This window comes from Pseudomonas palmensis (genome assembly GCF_049942755.1).
Lineage (GTDB): Bacteria > Pseudomonadota > Gammaproteobacteria > Pseudomonadales > Pseudomonadaceae > Aquipseudomonas > Aquipseudomonas palmensis.
This window is the reverse complement of record NZ_CP187958.1, coordinates 4,120,026-4,140,077: the sequence shown is the minus strand read 5'-3', so window position 1 is coordinate 4,140,077 and position 20,052 is coordinate 4,120,026. Positions and strand designations below refer to the sequence as shown.

Below are 20,052 nucleotides of genomic sequence, written 5' to 3'. Positions count from 1 at the left end.
TGTACCTATTAAAAGAAGCAGGCACACACTCAGCAGCCGAGCGCTCATTGCCCCGCCTCCAACCGATCGAGCAACTCGCGCCAGGCTGGCTGTTCGGGCTGCCCGGCAGGGCGACGCCCGAACAGTTGCACGATCAGGCGCTGCTCGGCATCGAAGATCTCCAGGCTGTTGACCCCGCCTACGGCATTGGGTTTGTACACGCGCCAGGCTTCGGCTTCGACGGTGTCACGTATGCCGAAACGGGTTGGTGCGGCGTCACCGTCACCCGGCATGTCGAACACCAGGCTGTCGCCCTGCCGCGTGGCGCTGTCGAGCTTGCCGGTGTAGATCTGCGTGGAGCCGGGGCTATAGATGAAGACCATCAGTTCCAGCCCGCTGTCGGCCAGTTGCCCGAGCAGCGCCGCAGTGCCCGCGCTGCCGATACGCCGGGCAAACTGCGGGGCCACGCCCTGGTTGCCCTGATAGCGGGTCAGGCCATGACGCTTGAGCAGCGCGAAGTGGTCATGCACATCCCCCATCGCTGCCCAGTCGTCGACCAGCCCGGCGACCTGTACATCTTGTTTGACCAGCGCCTCGCGCGGTGTGAAGTGCGGCTGCTCCAGGCTGCCCTGGGCATACAGCTCGGCCCACGCCTGCAGGTTCGAGCCGGGTAGCGACGCCAGGCGCAACAGCGGCGCGGCATGCCGGTCGAACACCCTCAGCTCGAAATCACCAGCGGCCTGGCCACGGGTGAGGCACAGCCAGTGCCAGGCGCGCAGGTTCAGGCGCAGGTCCAGGCCATCTTCGCCAAGCACCAGACCGACCTGGGCAACATCGTCCGACCGTGGGAAGCGCCCCACCTGGTCGAGGAATGCATGACTGGCCTGGGTCATGACCCTCAGCGGGCCAAGGTGATACAGCCGGGCCGCCACTTCGGCGGCAGGCAGGGCGAGGCTGAGGCAGTCTTGCCCAAGGCGTTGGCGGAGGTCGCTGGCAGTAATAGCAGGCATGTGGGGATTCCTTGTGAGCAGAAAAGGTTCAGTGAAGGGGTGGCTGCAAGGGTGCGTCGCAGCTGGCAGCCACCGGGGCAAGCGCAACGCCGTCGCCGTCCTGGCTGGGCAGCAGCCACACGAAGTCGGCATCCTGAGCGGCTGGGGCCTGGCCCTCCTCCCCCAGCACCAGCACCTTCAAACCGGGATCGCGCGCGCCATGCCTGAGGTACTGGGGCGCGCCCTGGGACTTGAGGGTGTGCAGCACACCGGCGAACAACAGGCGCGGGGCCGGCGCGGCGTCGAGCACCTGGGCCATGCGCCGGTCGCGACCGTGCTGAATGGCGAGCATGGCGTTCAGTCGCGGCAGGTCGATCTCGCCACAGTGCATCTGCACGATGCGCTGACGTTGCACCTCGGCGATTGCCGCTTGCGGAAACAGGCTGGCCGCATCCGCAGGCGCGTCGGCTGCCACCTGCTTGCGTTCGCGGGGAGACAGGTTGCCGGCCAGCACCGGTGCCGGGGCCTGCATCAGTGCCTGCATCAACGGGCCGTATTGCTCCCAGCTCCAGCGCTCATCCCACTGCATGATCTTGCGCAGACGCGCCAGCCGCACGCGGTTGCCTGCGCCCAGCCACGCCTGCACATCGCCAACCGGGCGCTGCTGATCGCTATCGAGCATCTCGAGCACCACGGCGCCTTGCTGGCGCCGCTCGGCCAGGCCGGTGGCCAGCCACTGCTCGATCAGGTGATGAGCCACGTTGTCGTGGGTCTCCCCCACCATCACCGTGGGGGCTTGCGCCAGTACGTCGAGCAATTGCCCGGCATCGATCTGCTGGCCGCTGCGCACATCAACGATCGCGCCCCAGCCGGGGATGTTGGCTTCGACACGGGCATAGGCGGTCTGGGCCGGCGGCGCATTGACCGTGGCGCAGCCGACGAGCAGGGCAAGGCACGCCCCAAGCAGGCAGTTCGTGTACATGAGAGGGTCCTGTGGGGTCAGTATTCGAACGTGACGCCGAACGAGGTGGTACGCCCACGCCCGGTACCGCGGTCCAGTGAGGCGGACATGATCGAGTCCACCGAGGCGTTGTAGCTGTAGGTCTTGTTCTCCACGTTCTCGACGTTGAAGAACAGGCTGACGTTCTGCTGCACCTGCCAGCTGCCGTAAAGGTCCCAGATCACGCCGGTGGACTGTGTTTTCCTGGTTTCGTACCAGTCCCAGCTTTCTTCGGCAGGGCCGGAGTACTCGCCGCGGGCGCCGAGCACCACGCGCTCGTCGAACCAGCGCGTGCCCAGGTCGAGGGTCCAGTAGCGGTCGGGCTGGCTGTTGATGTCTTCGAGTTCGATGCCCGAGGTGGTCGGCGCCTTGGTGGTGGCGCGGGTCCAGGAGAGGTTGGCGTAGACGAAGCCTGCGTCGTAGCGGCCCTCGATCTCGTAGCCGCTCATGCGCACCTGCTCGGGCCAGTTGACCCAGTTGGCCTTGGCCGAGTATTCGCCGTCGTCATCGACGATGTCGAACGACTGCGGGGTGATATAGCCGTCGATCTTGCTGATGAAGCGGTTGACCTTGAGCTGGGCGTAGTCGTTGCTGCTGAACAGCCCGGCGCGACTGAGATTGAAGCCTAACTCGTAGTTGGTGGAGCGCTCCTGGCGCAGGTACGGGTTGGCCCCCACGCCGTCGGCATCGCTGGCATCGGCGGTCATCGGCACCTTCTCGAAGAACATCTCCTGCACCCGCGGTGCACGCGAGCTGCGCGACCAGCTGGTGTAGAGCTGCATCCAGTCATAGGGCTTTACGGCAAAGCCGATACGCGGGTTGAAGCTGTGCTCGCGGCGGGTGATGTCCACATCGCCCCCGCCGATACCCGTGCACTCGCGCAAAATCGAGCACTTGGGCACGTGGCCGCTGACCTTGTAGCCGTCGTAGTGCATGCCCAGGGTCATGGCATAGATGTCGTAGTCCAGCTCAAGGGTACTGAACAGGCTTTCGGTCTGCTGCTTGCCTTCGGGGTTGGCCCCGCGTTTTTCCGGCGTGTCGGCAACGAAGTCGTCGGTGTAGTAGCGCATGCCGTTGCTCCAGCTCGCTTCCACCGGGCCGAAGTTGAAACGGCTGAGGTTGGTGAAGTCGAAACCGTGGGCATCGTCGTGGGTCTTGCGGCCGATGAAGGTGGATTCCTCCACCGGCGGGTAATCGAGCTGGGTCTTGTTCTGGTAGGCGTTTACCGTCAGGTTCACCCATTCGTTGTAGGGCGTGTAGGCGTACTTGGCGCGGTAGGTTTCGTTGCGCAGTTCCCATGGGTAGTTGTGGTAGAACTCGTTGCGGTACTGCACGCCGCTGAGGTCCAGGCGGTGCAGGTCGTTGGGCTGCAGGCGCACCTTGAGCAGGCCCGAGCGCGGGCTCTGCTTGGTGGTGTCGTAGTGGTTTTCCTGGCCGGAGCTGGTCTTGTATTCGCCGGTTTGCGAACTACTGGCGGCGGCGACGATGCCGTACACGCCTTCGCTATCCTCGGGACGGGTTCGTGCGCCGGCGGCGAGCATGCGCGTGTTGCCGTAACCGTTGTTGCCGGTGCGGTAGGTGCTGCGCACACCCACGCGGTGATCGGGCTTGACGATGTCGTCGATATCGAAGGTGCGGAAGTTGGCGGTGCCCCCCAGGGTATTGGCACCTTCGGCGCCGTCCACCGCGCCGCGCTGCACATCGACACCGGCCAGCAGGTTGGGGTCGACGAAGGCCATCGGCCCGCCTGAACCGTGACCGGCGTTGTTGCGGAAGGTCTGGGTCACGCCGTCGATCATGGTGTTGACCCGCCCCAGGCCCGACAGCCCGCGGATGTTCACCGAAACCCCGGGCTGGCTGCGCGAATGCAGGGTGTAGGTACCGGGCATGGAACGCACCAGGCTGTTGAGGTCCTGGCGTTCGGCGTGCACTTCGCGGCTGCTGCGGATCACGCCCGGGCGCTCGCCCAGTGCGTTGACCAGCGTGGGGCCCACCTCCAGCGCGCTGCGGCTCTGTTCCTCGGCGCGCAGCACGAAGCTCTTGTCCTTGAGCTGCACGATGCGCAGCCCGGTACCCATCAGCAGCAGGTCGAAGGCTTCCTTGCGGTTGTACTCGCCATCCAGGCCCTGGGTCTGGCGCTTGTCGGTCAGCTCCGGGGCAAAGGTCAGCATCACGCCGGTGGCGCCCGCCAACTGATTGAGTGCGGGCGCCAGCGGGCCTGCCGCAATCTGGTAATGCTTGCGTACAGCTGCGTGCTGAGCGGTGGGCGCCTCCATGGGCGCCGCCATTGCAACGCTGGCACCACTGACGGCAAGCGCCAGCACAGTAAGCGCGCCCTGCGCCGCCTTGAAAACACGGTGCCTGTCGGGCTGCTGGCCTGGATTTACGGTCGGCGCGATGCGTTTCACGTGAAGCTCCCTGGAACGTTGCAATGGTCTTGCAATAGAGGTCACGTAAGGCAGTCAAAAGGGGAAATGAAAATCAGTATTATTTTTAAAATCATTCATCGGCATGCGCGCGGATAAATGTTGGAACAGTTCTGCCCGTGGTGTTCACGCGCCTACGGCGCAAAGGACGCTATGCTTGCAGGGCCTTCCGTTGACGAACGGTGCCACAGCACCCACACACGGAACGGCCGACTCGAGTGGCAGGGAGGCCGTGATAAAGGAACCGCACATGGAAAAATACCGATTGGCCGCTGCGCAGCTCGACGAGAGCCTCAGCAGAATTCGCGAACAACGCGATCACCTCCTCGCCCTGGGGGAGGCGGAGCAAGCCGCTCCACTCACCAGAATCCTCAACATCGTTCGACTGGAGCTTGAGCTGTCACCGGTAGGTGGGCCCAAAGCGACCAGGCATTGACGCGAGGGCACTGAAACGCGAAAGCCACCTTGATAGGTGGCTTTTCTGTTCTATAGAGTGGCGCGTCGCTTGATAGCCCTACTCCCCTGGACCCTGCCCCATGACTGATCGCCAGATTATCGTCCCCGACGAGATGAAATTGCTTTGCGAGCGTGCTGGTTATGCCCCCGCGGTAAAGGTGGGCAGAACCCTGTACTGCGCCGGGCAGGTGGGTCGAACGCCGGAGCTGGAGGTGATTGAAGACCCGGAGCAGCAGTTTCTGGCGGCCTGGGAAAACCTTCGCCTCGTGCTCGCGGCGGGCGGTTGCGGGTTTGACGACGTGGTCGAAATGACGACCTATCACATCGACATGCAACGCCATATGCCGCTGTTCAGGAGCATGAAGGACAAGGTCTTTCCAAGGGGCACCTGTGCATGGACCTGCATAGGCGTCAGCGAACTCGCCCGACCAGGGTTGCTGGTGGAGATCAAGTGCATTGCGGTGCAGCGGTAGGTGCGGGTAAGGAGTAGAAGCCCAGAAACGAAAAAAGCCGCTCAAGGCGGCTTGTTCCGGGCTTCAACGCACTTCAGCGAAGGGCGGTGAAAGCATCTATGGTGCGGACGAAGAGACTCGAACTCTTACAGCTTGCGCCGCTGGAACCTAAATCCAGTGTGTCTACCAATTTCACCACGTCCGCGTGAAGCTTTTAAAGCAAAGGCGCCGGATTTTCATCGGGCGCCTTTTAGAATATGGGGTGGACGATGGGGATCGAACCCACGACAACAGGAGTCACAATCCTGTGCTCTACCAACTGAGCTACGCCCACCATATTGCTTTACTGCTTTTACTTGTGCCAGCTGCCTGTATTGGCGCACCCGGCAGGACTCGAACCTGCGACCATCCGCTTAGAAGGCGGATGCTCTATCCAGCTGAGCTACGGGCGCATATTTAATCTGCTTTCTGTTAGGATTACAAATTAACTTTTAGTCATACCGAACAAGCTATCAAAACCACTTATTCTGCCTGACCTTGCTAACCAGTGCTAGGCTCTGCCCGACAAGTGCGATGAATGTTATAGACGAGCGGCAAAGTCGTCAACACCTTTTTGAAAAAAATTCATTTTATTTAAGGGGTTAGGGGAATTGCCAGACCAAGCGCCTTTGCCCTGCGCCCCGGTCATGCGAGAATGCGCGCTCTTTTTATTCCCTCTCGATGGTTAATCACGCGTCATGACTGCACAACTTATCGACGGCAAGGCGATCGCCGCCAGCCTGCGCCAGCAGATCGCCCAACGTGTCGCGCAACGTCGCGAGCAAGGCCTGCGCACCCCCGGCCTGGCAGTGATCCTGGTAGGCAGCGACCCCGCCTCCCAAGTCTATGTTTCGCACAAGCGTAAAGACTGTGAAGAGGTCGGCTTCAACTCCCAGGCCTATGACCTGCCCAGCGACACCACCCAGCAGGCGCTGACCGACCTGATCGACCGCCTAAATGAAGACGCCGACATCGACGGCATCCTGCTGCAGCTGCCACTGCCGGCGCACCTGGATGCCTCGCTGCTGCTCGAGCGCATTCGCCCCGACAAGGACGTGGACGGTTTCCACCCTTATAACGTAGGCCGCCTGGCCCAGCGCATCCCGCTGCTGCGCCCGTGCACCCCCAAAGGCATCATGACCCTGCTGCACAGCACCGGCCAGGACCTGTACGGCATGAATGCGGTGGTAGTGGGCGCCTCGAACATCGTCGGCCGCCCCATGGCCATGGAGCTGCTGCTGGCCGGCTGCACCGTGACCGTGACCCACCGCTTCACCAAGGACCTGGCCGGCCACGTCGGCCGCGCCGACCTGGTGGTGGTGGCTGCCGGCAAGCCGGGGCTGGTCAAGGGTGAATGGATCAAGGAAGGCGCCATCGTCATCGACGTGGGCATCAACCGCCAGGAAGACGGCAAGCTGGTGGGCGACGTGGTCTACGAGACCGCCCTGCCCCGCGCCGGCTGGATCACTCCGGTGCCAGGCGGCGTCGGGCCGATGACCCGGGCGTGCCTGCTGGAGAACACCTTGTATGCGGCCGAAGAGCTGCACGGTTGACCCCGCTGGATTTAAGTTCCAGCGGCGCTAGCCACTAAAGGAACGGCACCTGAGAAGGTGCCGTTTTTTTTGGCCTGGAACAAACGCACGCTCGTCAGCAAAGGCCGTCAGGTTGACGAACGGTCATGACAATGGTCAGATGCGGCCCAGTTTCAGGTGCCTGCTGCCGCCGTGCAGCAGGTGAAACGGGAAGCCGGTGCGTCTTGCATGACTAGTCCGGCGCTGCCCCCGCAACGGTAAGCGAGTGAAGCATCCAACAGGCCACTGTGCGCAACGCATGGGAAGGCGGATGACTTCGAGCCTCGCAAGCCCGGAGACCGGCCTGCAAACCCACGACTGTTGAAAGGATGCGTTCAGTCATTTTGGCAAACCTGCGGTGGGCGGGCACGAGCCGGTATTCTGGCGCGCGTTCGCCGGAACCCTCCTGTGCGCTTCCCGAAAAATCCTTTTTCGAGAAGTAGATGAAGACACGTCGTTTTACCCTGATCGGTTGCCTGATCGGCAGCCCGGCCCTGGCGGCCAGCGAACCCCTGACCCTCGACCAGCAGATCGTCTCCGCACCCTCGGTGGAGTCCACCACGGTGGCCGAGATGGCGCGCTATGGCAGCAAGGTGGAGGTCGTGGACCGCGAGCAGATCGAGCGCGCCGGCCCCAGCGCCGACATCACCCGCGTGCTGCAGATGTTCGTCCCCGGCCTGTATGTGGCGCCCAAGCAGGGGCCGTTCGACTATGGCACCTATTCGCTGCTGGGCGGGCGCAACGACGACACGCTGATCATGCTCGACGGGGTGCGCCTGAACAACCGCCTCTACGGCGGCATCTATATAGACACCCTGCCCGCCGCCGCCATCGAGCGCATCGAGGTACTCAAGGGCGGCCAGAGCCTGCTGTTCGGCACCCAGGCCGTGGCCGGGGTCATCAACATCGTCACCCGTTCGGCCCATAGCCGCGACCCCTCGGGCCAGGTCAACCTGGGCGTCGACAGCTTCATGGGGCGCAACGGCGATGCCCGTATCGAGCGCATCTTCAGCAACGGCCTGGGCGACCTGGGGCTGCTGGCCTACGTCAGCCACAACGTGTCCGAGGGCTACCAGCCCTACCACAGCAGCCAGATCACCTCGACGGTCAGCGACAAGAAGCGCAGCTACGAGGTCAACACCTTCGGCGCCAAGGCCGCACAAAGCCTGGGCGATGACAGCCGCCTGGAGCTGTTCTACCAGTACAGCGCCGCCAACCTGGACTTCCTGCGCCCGGACGCCAACCGCCGTACCACCAACGACCGCGTGCAGCAGATCGCCACGGCCACCTTCGAGCAGCGCCTGAACCCCGACTTCAGCTACTTCGTCAAAGGCCACATGAACGATTGGGATACGCGCTACACCCGCATCTACAACAACACCGACGGCAGCACCCGCACCCTCAACCACGATGACTACTGGGGCTTCAGCGACTGGGGCATGCAGGCCGAAGGCAAGGCCGTGCTCCCCGGCGAGCACACCCTGGTGTTCGGTACCGACAACCAGTGGTTCAAGGGCAAGGACGACGTGCTCAAGATCGATAACAACCAGGCCGAGGCCCATGCGCTGTATGTGCAGCTGCGCCCTGTCATCGACGCCCTGCCTGACTGGCACCCCAGCATCGGCGTGCGCCGCGAGCACCTGAGCGGCGGTGACAGTGCCACGGTGGGCATGCTCACCTCGCTCTACGACCTGACCGACCAGCTCAAGCTGCGCGGCCAGTTCGGCACCGCCTACAAGCTGCCCAACGCCGAGCAACTGTACGTCAACGAACCGGGCGACGAGATGGGCAACCCCAACCTCAAGCCGGAGAAGAGCCGCAATGCCGAACTGGGCCTGGACTACACCGGCCTGATCCAGGGCCAGCCTTACAGCCTGAGCGGTACGCTGTTCACCCGGCGCATCGAGGACCTGATCACCATCGTGGATGCACAATGGGTCAACGGCGATGGCGAGATCCAGGTGCGCGGCGTCGAGGTCAACGGGCAGTTCCAGCTCAGTGACCGCTGGCAGCTGGCGGCAGACATGACGCGCAACCTGAGCGAGTCGCGCAACGGCGCCACCCTCAACAACATTCCCGGGTTCTTTGCACGCAGCCGGCTGGGGTACGAGTCGGGTGACCGGATGTGGGGCGCAGGCGCGGCGGTGCGCTACATCGGCACGGTAAAAAGCCCGCGGGATGTGGACTACGGGCATTACACCGTGGTGGACGCCGATGCCTACCGCTACCTGGACGGCGCCCGCCAGCATCGCCTGAGCCTGCTGCTGGAGAACCTGCTGGACCGCGACTACACCACCAGCATGGACAGCGGCGCACGCAAGGTGCAGAACCTGGGAAGGCCGTTCACCAGCGAAGTGCGTTACACCTACAGCTTCTAGAAGCAGCGCGGGTCAAGCCCGCTCCCACAGGCTCATCCGTCACCTGTGGGAGCGGGCTTGACCCGCGAAAGCCGCACCACGGACTCAAGGACAAGCCCATGCCCATCCCCAGCAAACCCGAGTGGTCGCACATTCCCGCCCACGCCCGCCACGTGATGCTGTGCACCGGCCCGCGCTGCACCCAGCGCGGCGCGCAGCAGGTGTGGAAAGTGGTGCGCAACGAACTGCTCGCCGCCCAGCGCATGGAAACCGCCGACGGCGTGCTGCTGACCCGTACCCACTGCCAGTTCCCGTGCAACCTGGGCCCGGTCGCCACCGTCTACCCCGAGCGCTGCTGGTACCGCATCGCCAGCGCCGACGATGCCCGCCGCCTGGTGCGCGAGCACCTGGTCGCAGGTACCCCGGTCAGCGCACTGCTGCTCAATGGTGATACCCCATGACGCGCCTGCTCTGCCTGCTGTTGTGCCTGCTCGGCACCACGGCCCACGCCCAGACCTACCGTAACTGCGGCCAGGACTGGACCCTGCCGCACGCCCCGCCGCAGCGCATCCTGGCGCTCAACCAGCATGCCGCCGACCTGCTGCTGGCCCTGCAGGTCGGCCCGTCGCTGGTTGCGGTGAGCTACATCGATGACGACCCCGAGGCGCTGGCCTCCCGGCGCTACCGCGGCGTGCCCCTGCTGTCGCGGCTGTATCCCTCGCCGGAGGTGTTCTATGCCCAGCGCTACGACCTGGTGGTCGGCGGTTTCGCCAGCGCCTTTCGCGATGGCGTGGGCGCCCGTACCCACCTGACCCGCAATGGCATCGGCAGCTATCTGCTGGAGAACGCCTGCGACCCGCGCCCGGCCTCCGGTTTCGCGGCCATCGAAGACGACCTGCGCAGCCTGGGCAAGCTGCTGCAGCGCGAATCCCAGGCCGCTCGGCTGATCGCGCAGCAACGAGCAGACCTGGACCGCGCCCGCCAGCTCGCCGCGCAGCATGCCCCGCTTTCGGTGTTCTACCTGGACAGCGAGCACCAGGGCCTCGACAGCGAGGGCAGCCGCGGCTTCATCACCCAACTGATCCAGGTTGCCGGTGGGCGCAACCTGTTCGCCGACGTCGACCTGCACCGCGTGACCGTCGACCCCGAAACCCTGCTGCAACGCGACCCGGACGTGATCATCCTGGCCGACGCCGTCTGGTCGCCGGCCCGGCGCAAGCGCGAGTACCTGCACAACCACCCGGCCCTTTCGAAGTTGCGTGCGGTGCGCGAGGGCCGGCTGATCGACCTGCCCTTCACGCACCTGGTGGCAGGCGAACACAGCGCCCGTGCTGCCGTCGCGCTGGCCAACCAGTTGCGTGACATGGCCGAGCACCTGCCCTGAACCGGCACAGCCGATTACGCTGCAATACCCCGCTTTTCAGCTTTCCCCGCTGAGCGCCCCGCGCGCTTCAGCCGGGATTGCAGCGCCACTGCATCGACAATAGACGCACTGCCAACCCCGGATGCGTGCCTCGATGCAAACCACCAATACAGTCTTGATGATCCGCCCCGCGCGGTTCGCCTTCAACCCGGACACCGCACTCAACAACCGCTTCCAGCAGCCTGCACTGGACCCCGACCAGGCACAGCATAAAGCGCTGGAAGAGTTCGACGGCTATGTGGACACCCTGCGCCAGCATGGCGTCGAGGTGCTGGTGGTGCAGGACACGCCGGCCCCGCACACGCCCGACTCGATCTTCCCCAACAACTGGTGGAGCAGCCACGCCGACGGCAGCCTGGTGCTCTACCCGATGGAGGGCCACAACCGCCGGCTGGAACGCGACAAGGGCGTGCTGCAGGTGCTCGCCGACCGTTTCAGCATTAACAACACCATCGACCTGAGCCCGCTGGAGCAACAGAGCATGTTCCTGGAAGGCACCGGCAGCATGGTGCTCGACCGCGAACACCGCATCAGCTACGCCTGCCACTCCGGGCGCACCCACACCGAAGCACTGCGCCAGTTCGCCGACAGGCTCGACTACCGCCTGTGCCTGTTTCACGCCGTCGACCGGCACCGGGCGCCCATCTACCACTGCAACGTGATGATGAGCGTGGGCCGCGGGCTGTCGGTGGTGTGCCTCAAGGCACTGCCCGATGCCGACGAGCGCCGTACCCTGGAACACAGCCTGCGCGCCACCGGCAAGGACATCCTGGCCCTGGACTTCGACCAGCTCGAAGGCTTCGCCGGCAACATGCTCGAAGTGCACGACAAGCAAGGCCAGCCGCTGCTGGTGATGTCGCGCAGTGCCTGGCGCTCGCTGCACCCCGAGCAGCGCCGCCAGGTCGAGCGGCACACCCACCCGGTGGTGGTGAACATCGACAACATCGAACGCATCGGCGGCGGCAGCGCGCGCTGCATGCTCGCCGAAGTGCACCTGCCGGTGCGCAATTGACCGACCACAAGAAGGAGCTCCCCATGACCCGTTACATCGACGTCAACGACCTCAGCCAACTGGTCGCCCGCAAGGGCCTCACCACCTGCCTGGAAGAAATGGCCGAGTACATCCGCCAGGACTACCTGCGCTGGCACGACTTCGAAAAGTGCGCGCGCCTGGCCAACCACTCGCCAGACGGGGTGATCGAGCTGATGCCGGCCTCCGACGCCAACCTCTACGCCTTCAAGTACGTCAACGGCCACCCGAAGAACACCCAGCGCGGCATGCTCACCGTGATGGCGTTCGGTGCGCTGGGCGATGTCGACACCGGCGCGCCATTGCTGCTCAGCGAAATGACCCTGACCACCGCGATCCGCACCGCCGCCACCTCGGCCCTGGCCGCACGCTACCTGGCGCGCCCCGACAGCCGCAGCATGGCGCTGATCGGCAACGGTTCGCAGAGCGAGTTCCAGGCCATCGCCTTCCACGCGCTGGTGGGCATCGAGGAAATCCGCCTGTACGACCTGGACCCACAAGCCACGGCCAAACTGGCCGCGAACCTTCGCGCCTTCCCGGCGATCAAGGTGGTACTGGCCAGCTCCGTGGCCGATGCGGTACGCGGCGCCGACATCGTCACCACGGTCACCGCCGACAAGGCCTACGCCACCATCCTGACCGCCGACATGATCGAGCCGGGCATGCACCTGAACGCGGTGGGTGGCGACTGTCCGGGCAAGACCGAGCTGCACCGCGACATCGTCGACGCCGCACGGGTGATCGTCGAGTACGAACCGCAGAGCCGCATCGAGGGCGAGATCCAGCAGATGCCAGCCGACTCGCCGATCACCGAGTTCTGGCAAGTGGTCAACGGCCAGGTGCTCGGCCGCGAGAACGACACCCAGGTCACCCTGTTCGACTCGGTGGGCTTTGCCATCGAAGACTACTCGGCCCTGCGCTATGTGCTGGATGTGGCCAAGGCCCTGGATATCGGCCATGAAATCGACCTGGTGCCGGCCCTGGAAAACCCCAAGGACCTGTTTGCACGGCTGCTGCCCAAGGTTCAGGCGGTGCACAAGAAACGCGCCTAGACCGGGCCTGCACGTCAATCCAGGCGGCCGTGCACCTTGCACGGCCGTACACAGCAAGCTGCCCCGAAGCCAAAACAGGAGGTCATGCAGCCGATTCGGCTGACACCGAATCGCCAACAGCAGAATCCGGCAGCCAGCGCCGGCCCAAACGACACAAAAAAAATGCTGCCTTCACGCATTCTGACGCCAGACCGAAGAGTCACACACAGACCAAGGCTCAGGCCAACGAAGCGTTCACTGCCCTACATCAACTACAAGACACAGGGATACCTTTATGACCTCGCTGCGAAAGCTGCTCAGCGTGCTGCTCCTGCCCATGTGCGCGAGCACAGTCCAGGCCCAGGAATGGAAAGAAATCCGTTTCGGCGTGTTCCCCGAATACCCGCCCTTCGAATCCGTCGCCGCCGATGGCAGCCTGCAAGGTCTCGACATCGAGCTGGGCAATGCCATCTGTGAAAAGCTGCAGGTCAAGTGCACCTGGGTGCACAACGAATTCGACGGCATGATCCCGGCCCTGCGTGCACGCAAGTTCGACGCAATCATGTCGTCCATGGCGGTGACGCCGGCCCGTCAGAAGCAGATCGAGTTTTCCGATCGCCTGTTCCTCAGCCCCACCTCGGTGATCGTGCGCAAGGGCGCCGACTTCGGCGACACCCCCGAATCGCTCGAGGGCAAGACCGTTGGCGTGTTGCAAGGCTCGCTGCAAGAGGCCTACGCCCGCGCCAAGCTGGCGCCGCTGGGCGCCCGGGTCAAAGCCTACCAGGCCCAGAACCAGAACTATGCCGACCTCATGAACGGGCGCCTGGACGCCACCCTCACCGACAAGCTCGAAGCGCAGCTGAACTTCCTCAACACCCCCGAAGGCGCCGACTTCAAGAGCGGCCCGGCAATCAAGGACCCCACCCTGCCCCTGGACATCGCCATGGGCCTGCGCAAGAACGACGCCGAGCTCAAGGCGCTGATCGACAAGGGCATCGCCGCGGTGCTGGCCGATGGCACCTTCGCCAGGATCCAGCAGAAGTACGTCGGCGACCTCGATATCTACAACGAGTAATCGCCTGCAGAGCCCGGGCCTGCACGGCCCGGTGCGCTGTCGCACCCGCCTTTGGTCCTACCGAGAGTTTTCCCGTGAACGACTTCCTCACCTCCACCGGCTTGCAGGCGCTGAGCCTGCAGGGCTTCGGCCCGCTGTTGCTGCAAGGAACCTGGATGACCCTGCAACTGGCCTTTCTGTCACTGGGCCTGAGCCTGCTGCTGGGCCTGATCGGCGCCAGCGCCAAGCTGTCCTCGCTGCGCCTGCTGCGCATTCCCGCCACCCTCTACACCACGCTGATTCGCAGCGTGCCCGACCTGGTGCTGATCCTGCTGATCTTCTACACCCTGCAGCTGTGGCTCAACGACCTGACCGAGCTGCTTGGCTGGGATTACGTCGAGATCAACCCGTTCATGGCCGGCGTGATCACCCTGGGCTTCATCTATGGCGCCTACTTCACCGAGAACTTTCGCGCAGCGATCCTCAGCGTGCCCCATGGCCAGCTGGAAGCGGCTACCGCCTACGGGCTGAGCCGCGTGCAGCGCTTCCAGCTGGTGCTGTTCCCGCAACTGATGCGCTTCGCCCTGCCGGGGCTGGGCAACAACTGGCTGGTGCTGCTCAAGTCCACCGCGCTGGTGTCGATCATCGGCCTCTCCGACCTGGTAAAGGCTGCGCAGAACGCCGGCAAGACCACCAATGAGCCGTTGTACTTTCTGCTGTTCGCGGGGCTGGTCTACCTGCTTATCACCACCCTTTCCAATCGCCTGTTCAAGGTGCTGGAACGGCGCTACAACACCGGCATCAAGGGGTTGGCATCATGATCGAACTGCTTCAGGAATACGGCCGGGCCTACCTGTACAGCGATGGCGCGGGCATGTCGGGGCTGGCGATGACGCTGTGGCTGTTCATCGTGACCATGGTGCTGGGTTTGGTGCTGTCGTTGCCACTGGCGCTGGCGCGGGTGTCGCGCAAGCGCTGGCTGCGCTGGCCGGTAGAGCTGTACACCTTCGTGTTTCGCGGCACCCCGCTGTATATCCAGTTGTTGATCTGCTACACCGGGCTGTACGGGCTGGAGGTGGTGCGTGACAACGCGCTGCTCGACCAGTTCTTGCGCAATGCGCTCAACTGCACGCTGCTGGCCTTTGTGCTCAACACCTGCGCCTACACCGTGGAGATCTTCGCCGGGGCCATTCGCAACATTCCCCATGGCGAGATCGAGGCCGCCCAGGCCTACGGCCTGCATGGCTGGCGCCTGAACCTGTTCGTGGTGCTGCCGGCAGCCCTGCGCCGTGCGCTGCCGGTGTACAGCAACGAGCTGATCCTGATGCTGCATGCCACCTCGCTGGCGTTCACCGCCACCGTCGCCGACGTCCTCAAAGTGGCCCGCGACGCCAACGCCGCGACCTTTCTGACGTTCCAGGCCTTCGGCATCGCGGCCATTCTGTACATGCTGCTGTCCTTCGCGCTGGTCGGGCTGTTTCGCCTGGCCGAACGCCGCTGGATGCGTTTCCTTGTTCCTGCCCGAGGCTGACCCATGACCCTTTGCGCACACCCCCTGCCGGCCCATGGCCAGGCCCTGTACGAAACCCCCACCGCCCCGCGCGTCAGCAGCGCCGCCATCAAACTGAGCGTGGATGCCCTGCACAAGAGCTATGGCGATCACCAGGTACTCAAGGGCGTCTCGCTGCAGGCGCGCAAGGGCGACGTGATCAGCCTGATCGGCGCCAGCGGCTCGGGCAAGAGCACCATGCTGCGGTGCATCAACTTTCTCGAACAGCCGGACTCGGGCGTGATCACCCTCGACGACCAGAGCATCGAGATGCATCAGGGCCGCGCCGGCACCCGCGCGCCGAACCCGGCCCAGTTGCAGAACCTGCGCACGCGCCTGGCCATGGTGTTCCAGCACTTCAACCTGTGGAGCCACATGACCGTGCTGGAGAACATCTGCCTGGCGCCGCGCCGCGTGCTTGGGGTGAGCCCGCGCGAGGCCGAGGCCCGCGCCCGCGCCTACCTGGACAAGGTCGGCTTGCCAGGGCGCGCGGCCGATCAGTACCCGGCATTCCTGTCTGGCGGGCAACAGCAGCGCGTGGCCATTGCGCGGGCGCTGGCGATGGAACCGGAGATCATCCTGTTCGACGAACCGACCTCGGCACTGGACCCGGAACTGGTTGGCGAAGTGCTCAAGGTGATACAGACGCTGGCCGAGGAAGGCCGTACCATGCTGATGGTCACCCACGAGATGGGTTTTGCCCGCCAGGTGTCGAGCCAGGTACTGTTCCTGCACCAGGGCCGGGTCGAGGAACAGGGCGGCCCGCAGATGCTCGACCAACCGCAGAGCGAACGCCTGCAGCAATTTCTTTCCAACCGTTTGAAGTGAACCGACGCCACCATGGACACCAAGGCCAACCGCTTGCATGACACGCCGCCTCTGGATCGGATCGACGAGGCGATCATCGACGTACTGCGCCACAACGGGCGCATCACCTACGAAAAGCTGTCTTCGCTGGTGCACCTGACGCCCAGGCCTTGCCTGGAGCGGGTGCGCAAGCTGGAGCGACGCGGGGTGATACGTGGTTATGGCGCGATCATCGATGTGCAGCGGGTGTCGCCAGGGTTGTCGCTGCTGGTGCTGGTGGCGTTGTCCAACCAGAGCGGGCGCTCGGCCCAGCGGGCCTTCGAGGCCTGCATGAAGGCCTGCCCGCAGGTGTTCGAGTGCCAGCTTATCAGCGGGCATTTCGACTACAGCCTGCGCATGCGCTGCCGGGACATGGAGCATTACCGGGTGCTGAGCGAAACCTGGATGAACAACGACGAGCTGCACATCGACAAGCTGGTGGCGCACCCGGAACTGGCGGTGGTGAAGAACACGGCGCCGCAGTTGTAGCGCCGGCCCTGCAGGAGCCGGCCTTGCCGGCCAAGGGCCCGACGCGGTATCACGCCTGGCGCAACACCACCCACTCATGCGGCTGCACATACTCGCGCACCCATCCCACCACCTCCGCCGCCGGCATCGGCCGGGCGATGCCGTAGCCCTGCGCCACATCGCAGCCAAGCCCCATCAGCACCTCGCCATGCTCCACCGTCTCTACCCCCTCGGCGATCACCTGGCGCCCGAAGGCCCGTGCCAGGCCGATCACCGCGCGGGTCAGGGCCAGGTCATCCTGGTCATGCAGGATGTCGCGCACGAACGACTTGTCGATCTTGATCGCCTGGGTGGGCAGGCGCTTGAGATAGCTCAGCGACGAATAGCCGGTGCCAAAGTCATCCAGTGAAAACTGCACCCCCAACTGCTGACACGCCTCCAGGCATTCGCTGACCCGCTTGATGTTCTCGATTGCCACCGACTCGACGATCTCAAGGTCGAGCATGCGCGGCGCAACCCCGTCATGACGCGCAAGCAACAGGCGCAGGCGCTCGACGAAGTCAGACCGTTGAAAGTGGCGCGCCGCGATGTTCACGCTCACCGACCAGCGATACCCGGCGTCCTGCCAATGCTGCATCTGCGCCATCGCGCGGTCGATCACCCACTCGCCGATGTCCACGATCAGGTCGGTCTGCTCGATCAACGGCAGGAACTCCGCTGGCGGCACCAGCCCCTTGACCGGGTGCTGCCAGCGCAGCAAGGCCTCGAAGCCCAGCACCTCGCCACTGCGCATGTTCACCTTGGGCTGGTAGAACAGGCGCAGCTCGCCATTCTTCATGGCGCGGCGGACCCGCTCAACCGTCTGGTGCGTGGCCTTCACTTCCTGGTCCAGCGATACGTCGAACAGGTGGAAGCGGTTGCGTCCGCTCTGCTTGGCCACGTACATCGCCTGGTCGGCATGGCGCAGCAGGGTGTCGGCATCATCGTTGTCGGCCGGGTACAGGGTCACGCCGATACTGGCGCTGACACTGATCTGCTGGCCGCGAATCGAATACGGCGCCGCCACCGCCGACAGCACCCGCCCCAGCACCGTGCGCAACTGCGCCTGGCCCTCGACATGGCGCAGAATCAGCACGAACTCGTCACCAGACAACCGCGCAACCGCATCGCCGCCACGCAGTATGCCCTTGAGCCGCGCCGCCACCTCGACCAGCAGCAGGTCGCCGCAGGCATGCCCATAGCCGTCGTTGACCGCCTTGAAGCCGTCCAGATCGAGCATGCACACCGCCAGCGGGAACTGCTCGGTGCGCGAGAATTCCAGGGCCTGGTTCAGCAGGTCCGAAAGGAATGCGCGGTTGGGCAGCCCGGTGAGCACGTCATGCCCCACGCGCCATTGCAGGGTGTGCACCAGCTGGCGTTTCTCGCTGACGTCGAAGCGGATCGACACATACTTGCGGACCTTGCCGGTGGCCGGGTCCAGCAGTGGCACCATGGTGCTGTCGACCCAGTACAACGAGCCGTTCTTGGCGCGGTTGCAGATCTCGCCCTTCCAGACCTTGCCGGCTACCAGCGATGCCCACATGCTCTCGAAGAAGTCACTGCCGTGCAGGCCGGAATTGAGGATGCGGTGGTTGGCCCCCAGCAGCTCTTCACGGCTGTAGCCGGAGATGCTGCAGAACTGCTGGTTGACGTAGGTGATGCGTCCGGCGAGGTCGGTTTCGGAAAAGATCGCGGCCGCGTCGACGGCCGCGCGGTAGTTGTCATCCATGCTCGTTCACTCGCCTGGCGGCTATCGGTTGAAGCGTTCAACCAAGGCACGCAGGCCGCTGGAAATATGCTCAAGCTCGCCACCACGGGTGGCGGCGGCATTGGCGTTGTCGGCAGTCTTCTGCACCGTGCCGGCTACCCGATTGATCTGCTGCGACACGTCCTCCGCCACGTAGGACTGCTCCTGCGAGGCGGCCGCCATCTGCTGGGTCATATCGGTGATGCGTGCCACCGCCTCGCGAATGCCTTGCAGTGCGCGCTGCGCCTCGACCACCTGCGCCACGCCCTGCTCGGCCTCCTGGATGCCCAGGTTGGCGATGCTCACCGCGTCATCGGCGCCGCTGCGCAGGGTCTCGATGATGCCCTGGATCTGCTGGGTCGACTGGCGGGTCTTGCCCGCCAGGGCGCGCACCTCATCGGCCACCACGGCAAATCCGCGGCCCTGCTCGCCAGCACGCGCCGCTTCGATGGCAGCGTTGAGCGCCAGCAGGTTGGTCTGGTCGGCAATCGCCTGGATCACGCTGGCAGCCAGCATGATGTCCTGGGTCTGCCCGGCCAGGTGGCCGACCGCCTGGTTGATCTGGGTGACGGTGCTGGCCAGCAGCTGGATCGCCTCGCGCGAGGTACCGGCCACCTGGCTGCCCTGTTCGGCCAGCTGGTTGGCGGTGCCGGCCTCGCTGGCGGTCTGCTGTACATGCACCGCCACTTCGGCGATAGATGCCGCCATCTCGGTCATCGCCGCCGCGGTCATGTCGGTTTCGGCGCGCTGGTCGAGCAGCGCCAGCTCGGTGGCATTGGACAGCCGGCTGGAATCGCTGGCGGCCACGGCCATCTGGTTGGCCAGGTCGCTCAGGCGCGTCAGCGCGGTTTTCAGGCGCGCCTCTTCACTGATCAACACCATCTGCAGTTGCGCGGTCGGCCCCAGCGCTTCGCTGTAGGCCAGCGCACTGATCGGGTCGGAGAACGTGTTGGGGGTGCTGCGCACGATCTGGCGCACTTCATGGCGCAGGCGATTGTGCCCCCACAGGCCCACCGCCACGAATAGCGCCAGCGTGATGCCCTGCCCGCCCCAGCCCGGCAACAGCCGGTTGGCGCCCATGGCCAAAGCGGCTGCCAGCAACGGCAGCGCAAGCACGCGGCCCTGCAGGGCCAGGCGACGCCCGAAGGGCACGGGGGGCTTGCCTTCACGCAGACGGGCATACAGCGCTTCGGCGCGCTGCACCTGATCGCGAGTGGGCTTGACCCGTACCGATTCGTAGCCGACCAGGCGGCCGTCCTCGAGCACCGGTGTGACGTAGGCGCTGACCCAGTAGAAGTTGCCGTTCTTGCAGCGGTTCTTGACGATGCCCATCCAGCTCTGGCCGGCCTTGAGGTACTGCCACATCAGGGCAAATACGGCAGGCGGCATGTCCGGGTGGCGCACCAGGTTGTGCGTGCTGCCGATCAGTTCCGCCTGGCTGAAGCCACTCATGGCGGCGAATTCGGCATTGCAATAGGTGATGTTACTGTCGGTATCGGTGGCGGAAATCAGCCGCTGATGGTCCGGAAAGGTCTGTTCGACAGCCGTGACCGGCAGATTGAGACGCACGTTAAAACTCCCTGAAGCGCACGCTAA

At 64.6% G+C, this 20,052-nt stretch carries 18 protein-coding genes, 3 tRNA genes and 1 riboswitch; of the genes, 13 read left to right on the top strand and 8 right to left on the bottom strand.

Annotation, left to right across the window (positions count from 1 at the left end; all coding sequences use genetic code 11):
* Positions 1 to 44: 44 nt before the first annotated feature.
* The 3 genes from ACPRTJ_RS19220 to ACPRTJ_RS19210 are packed head-to-tail and all read right to left on the bottom strand — an operon-like array spanning position 45 to position 4,376.
* Positions 45 to 989 carry a ChuX/HutX family heme-like substrate-binding protein gene (locus tag ACPRTJ_RS19220; RefSeq protein WP_088515232.1) on the bottom strand — a complete coding sequence of 315 codons (945 nt, stop codon included), beginning with the start codon at positions 987 to 989 and terminating at the stop codon, positions 45 to 47.
* 28 nt (positions 990 to 1,017) lie between these two features.
* Positions 1,018 to 1,950, bottom strand: a complete 933-nt coding sequence (locus ACPRTJ_RS19215) for a ChaN family lipoprotein (RefSeq protein ID WP_054915289.1) — start codon at positions 1,948 to 1,950, stop codon at positions 1,018 to 1,020.
* Between the two features lie 17 nt (positions 1,951 to 1,967).
* A complete protein-coding gene (locus ACPRTJ_RS19210; RefSeq protein WP_426427180.1) occupies positions 1,968 to 4,376 on the bottom strand; it encodes a TonB-dependent receptor domain-containing protein in 2,409 nt (802 codons plus the stop codon).
* A 268-nt stretch (positions 4,377 to 4,644) separates the two neighbouring features.
* Between ACPRTJ_RS19210 and ACPRTJ_RS19205 the strand changes: the two genes are divergently transcribed.
* Positions 4,645 to 4,830: a hypothetical protein gene (locus ACPRTJ_RS19205; protein WP_054915290.1), complete on the top strand. Its 186-nt coding sequence runs from the start codon at positions 4,645 to 4,647 to the stop codon at positions 4,828 to 4,830.
* A 100-nt stretch (positions 4,831 to 4,930) separates the two neighbouring features.
* The gene (locus ACPRTJ_RS19200) at positions 4,931 to 5,323 is read left to right on the top strand and encodes a RidA family protein (RefSeq protein WP_313326023.1); all 393 of its coding nucleotides are present in this window, start codon (positions 4,931 to 4,933) and stop codon (positions 5,321 to 5,323) included.
* Positions 5,324 to 5,422: 99 nt separating this feature from the next.
* Here ACPRTJ_RS19200 and ACPRTJ_RS19195 read toward each other — a convergent pair.
* From ACPRTJ_RS19195 to ACPRTJ_RS19185, 3 genes are all read right to left on the bottom strand, one after another.
* A tRNA-Leu gene (locus ACPRTJ_RS19195) sits at positions 5,423 to 5,507 on the bottom strand.
* A gap of 53 nt (positions 5,508 to 5,560) precedes the next feature.
* Positions 5,561 to 5,636 (bottom strand) — tRNA-His (locus tag ACPRTJ_RS19190).
* 41 nt (positions 5,637 to 5,677) lie between these two features.
* A tRNA-Arg gene (locus ACPRTJ_RS19185) sits at positions 5,678 to 5,754 on the bottom strand.
* Between the two features lie 285 nt (positions 5,755 to 6,039).
* On the opposite strand from ACPRTJ_RS19185, the gene folD reads away from it, so the two are divergent.
* The 11 genes from folD to ACPRTJ_RS19130 all read left to right on the top strand — a co-directional run bounded on the left by folD (position 6,040) and on the right by ACPRTJ_RS19130 (position 16,691).
* Entirely contained in the window at positions 6,040 to 6,894 is an 855-nt protein-coding gene (folD, locus tag ACPRTJ_RS19180; RefSeq protein ID WP_054915292.1) for a bifunctional methylenetetrahydrofolate dehydrogenase/methenyltetrahydrofolate cyclohydrolase FolD, read from the top strand.
* A 137-nt stretch (positions 6,895 to 7,031) separates the two neighbouring features.
* A riboswitch (cobalamin riboswitch) is annotated at positions 7,032 to 7,234 on the top strand.
* Between the two features lie 121 nt (positions 7,235 to 7,355).
* Positions 7,356 to 9,290, top strand: a complete 1,935-nt coding sequence (locus tag ACPRTJ_RS19175) for a TonB-dependent receptor plug domain-containing protein (RefSeq protein WP_054915293.1) — start codon at positions 7,356 to 7,358, stop codon at positions 9,288 to 9,290.
* Positions 9,291 to 9,388: 98 nt separating this feature from the next.
* Positions 9,389 to 9,730 carry a (2Fe-2S) ferredoxin domain-containing protein gene (locus ACPRTJ_RS19170; RefSeq protein ID WP_043864507.1) on the top strand — a complete coding sequence of 114 codons (342 nt, stop codon included), beginning with the start codon at positions 9,389 to 9,391 and terminating at the stop codon, positions 9,728 to 9,730.
* Entirely contained in the window at positions 9,727 to 10,653 is a 927-nt protein-coding gene (locus ACPRTJ_RS19165; protein WP_088515234.1) for an ABC transporter substrate-binding protein, read from the top strand. Before ACPRTJ_RS19170 ends, ACPRTJ_RS19165 begins: the two co-directional genes overlap by 4 nt.
* Positions 10,654 to 10,786: 133 nt before the next feature.
* Positions 10,787 to 11,704 carry a citrulline utilization hydrolase CtlX gene (gene ctlX, locus ACPRTJ_RS19160; RefSeq protein WP_426427179.1) on the top strand — a complete coding sequence of 306 codons (918 nt, stop codon included), beginning with the start codon at positions 10,787 to 10,789 and terminating at the stop codon, positions 11,702 to 11,704.
* A gap of 23 nt (positions 11,705 to 11,727) precedes the next feature.
* Positions 11,728 to 12,774, top strand: coding sequence for an ornithine cyclodeaminase (locus ACPRTJ_RS19155; RefSeq protein WP_043864509.1), 1,047 nt, complete (start codon positions 11,728 to 11,730; stop codon positions 12,772 to 12,774).
* Positions 12,775 to 13,048: 274 nt separating this feature from the next.
* The gene (locus tag ACPRTJ_RS19150; RefSeq protein ID WP_088515235.1) at positions 13,049 to 13,828 is read left to right on the top strand and encodes an ABC transporter substrate-binding protein; all 780 of its coding nucleotides are present in this window, start codon (positions 13,049 to 13,051) and stop codon (positions 13,826 to 13,828) included.
* 74 nt (positions 13,829 to 13,902) lie between these two features.
* A complete protein-coding gene (locus ACPRTJ_RS19145) occupies positions 13,903 to 14,628 on the top strand; it encodes an ABC transporter permease (RefSeq protein WP_043864511.1) in 726 nt (241 codons plus the stop codon).
* On the top strand, positions 14,625 to 15,338 hold the full coding sequence (locus ACPRTJ_RS19140) for an ABC transporter permease (RefSeq protein ID WP_043864512.1): 714 nt from the start codon (positions 14,625 to 14,627) through the stop codon (positions 15,336 to 15,338). Before ACPRTJ_RS19145 ends, ACPRTJ_RS19140 begins: the two co-directional genes overlap by 4 nt.
* Before the next feature lie 3 nt (positions 15,339 to 15,341).
* Entirely contained in the window at positions 15,342 to 16,184 is an 843-nt protein-coding gene (locus tag ACPRTJ_RS19135; RefSeq protein ID WP_229589384.1) for an ABC transporter ATP-binding protein, read from the top strand.
* A gap of 12 nt (positions 16,185 to 16,196) precedes the next feature.
* On the top strand, positions 16,197 to 16,691 hold the full coding sequence (locus ACPRTJ_RS19130) for an Lrp/AsnC family transcriptional regulator (RefSeq protein WP_043864513.1): 495 nt from the start codon (positions 16,197 to 16,199) through the stop codon (positions 16,689 to 16,691).
* Between the two features lie 49 nt (positions 16,692 to 16,740).
* Here the strand turns inward: ACPRTJ_RS19130 and ACPRTJ_RS19125 are convergent, their stop codons facing one another.
* Together ACPRTJ_RS19125 and ACPRTJ_RS19120 are read right to left on the bottom strand one after the other, a co-directional pair.
* Positions 16,741 to 18,438: a putative bifunctional diguanylate cyclase/phosphodiesterase gene (locus tag ACPRTJ_RS19125; RefSeq protein WP_043864514.1), complete on the bottom strand. Its 1,698-nt coding sequence runs from the start codon at positions 18,436 to 18,438 to the stop codon at positions 16,741 to 16,743.
* A gap of 21 nt (positions 18,439 to 18,459) precedes the next feature.
* A complete protein-coding gene (locus ACPRTJ_RS19120; RefSeq protein WP_043864515.1) occupies positions 18,460 to 20,025 on the bottom strand; it encodes a methyl-accepting chemotaxis protein in 1,566 nt (521 codons plus the stop codon).
* Between the last annotated feature and the right edge of the window lie 27 nt (positions 20,026 to 20,052).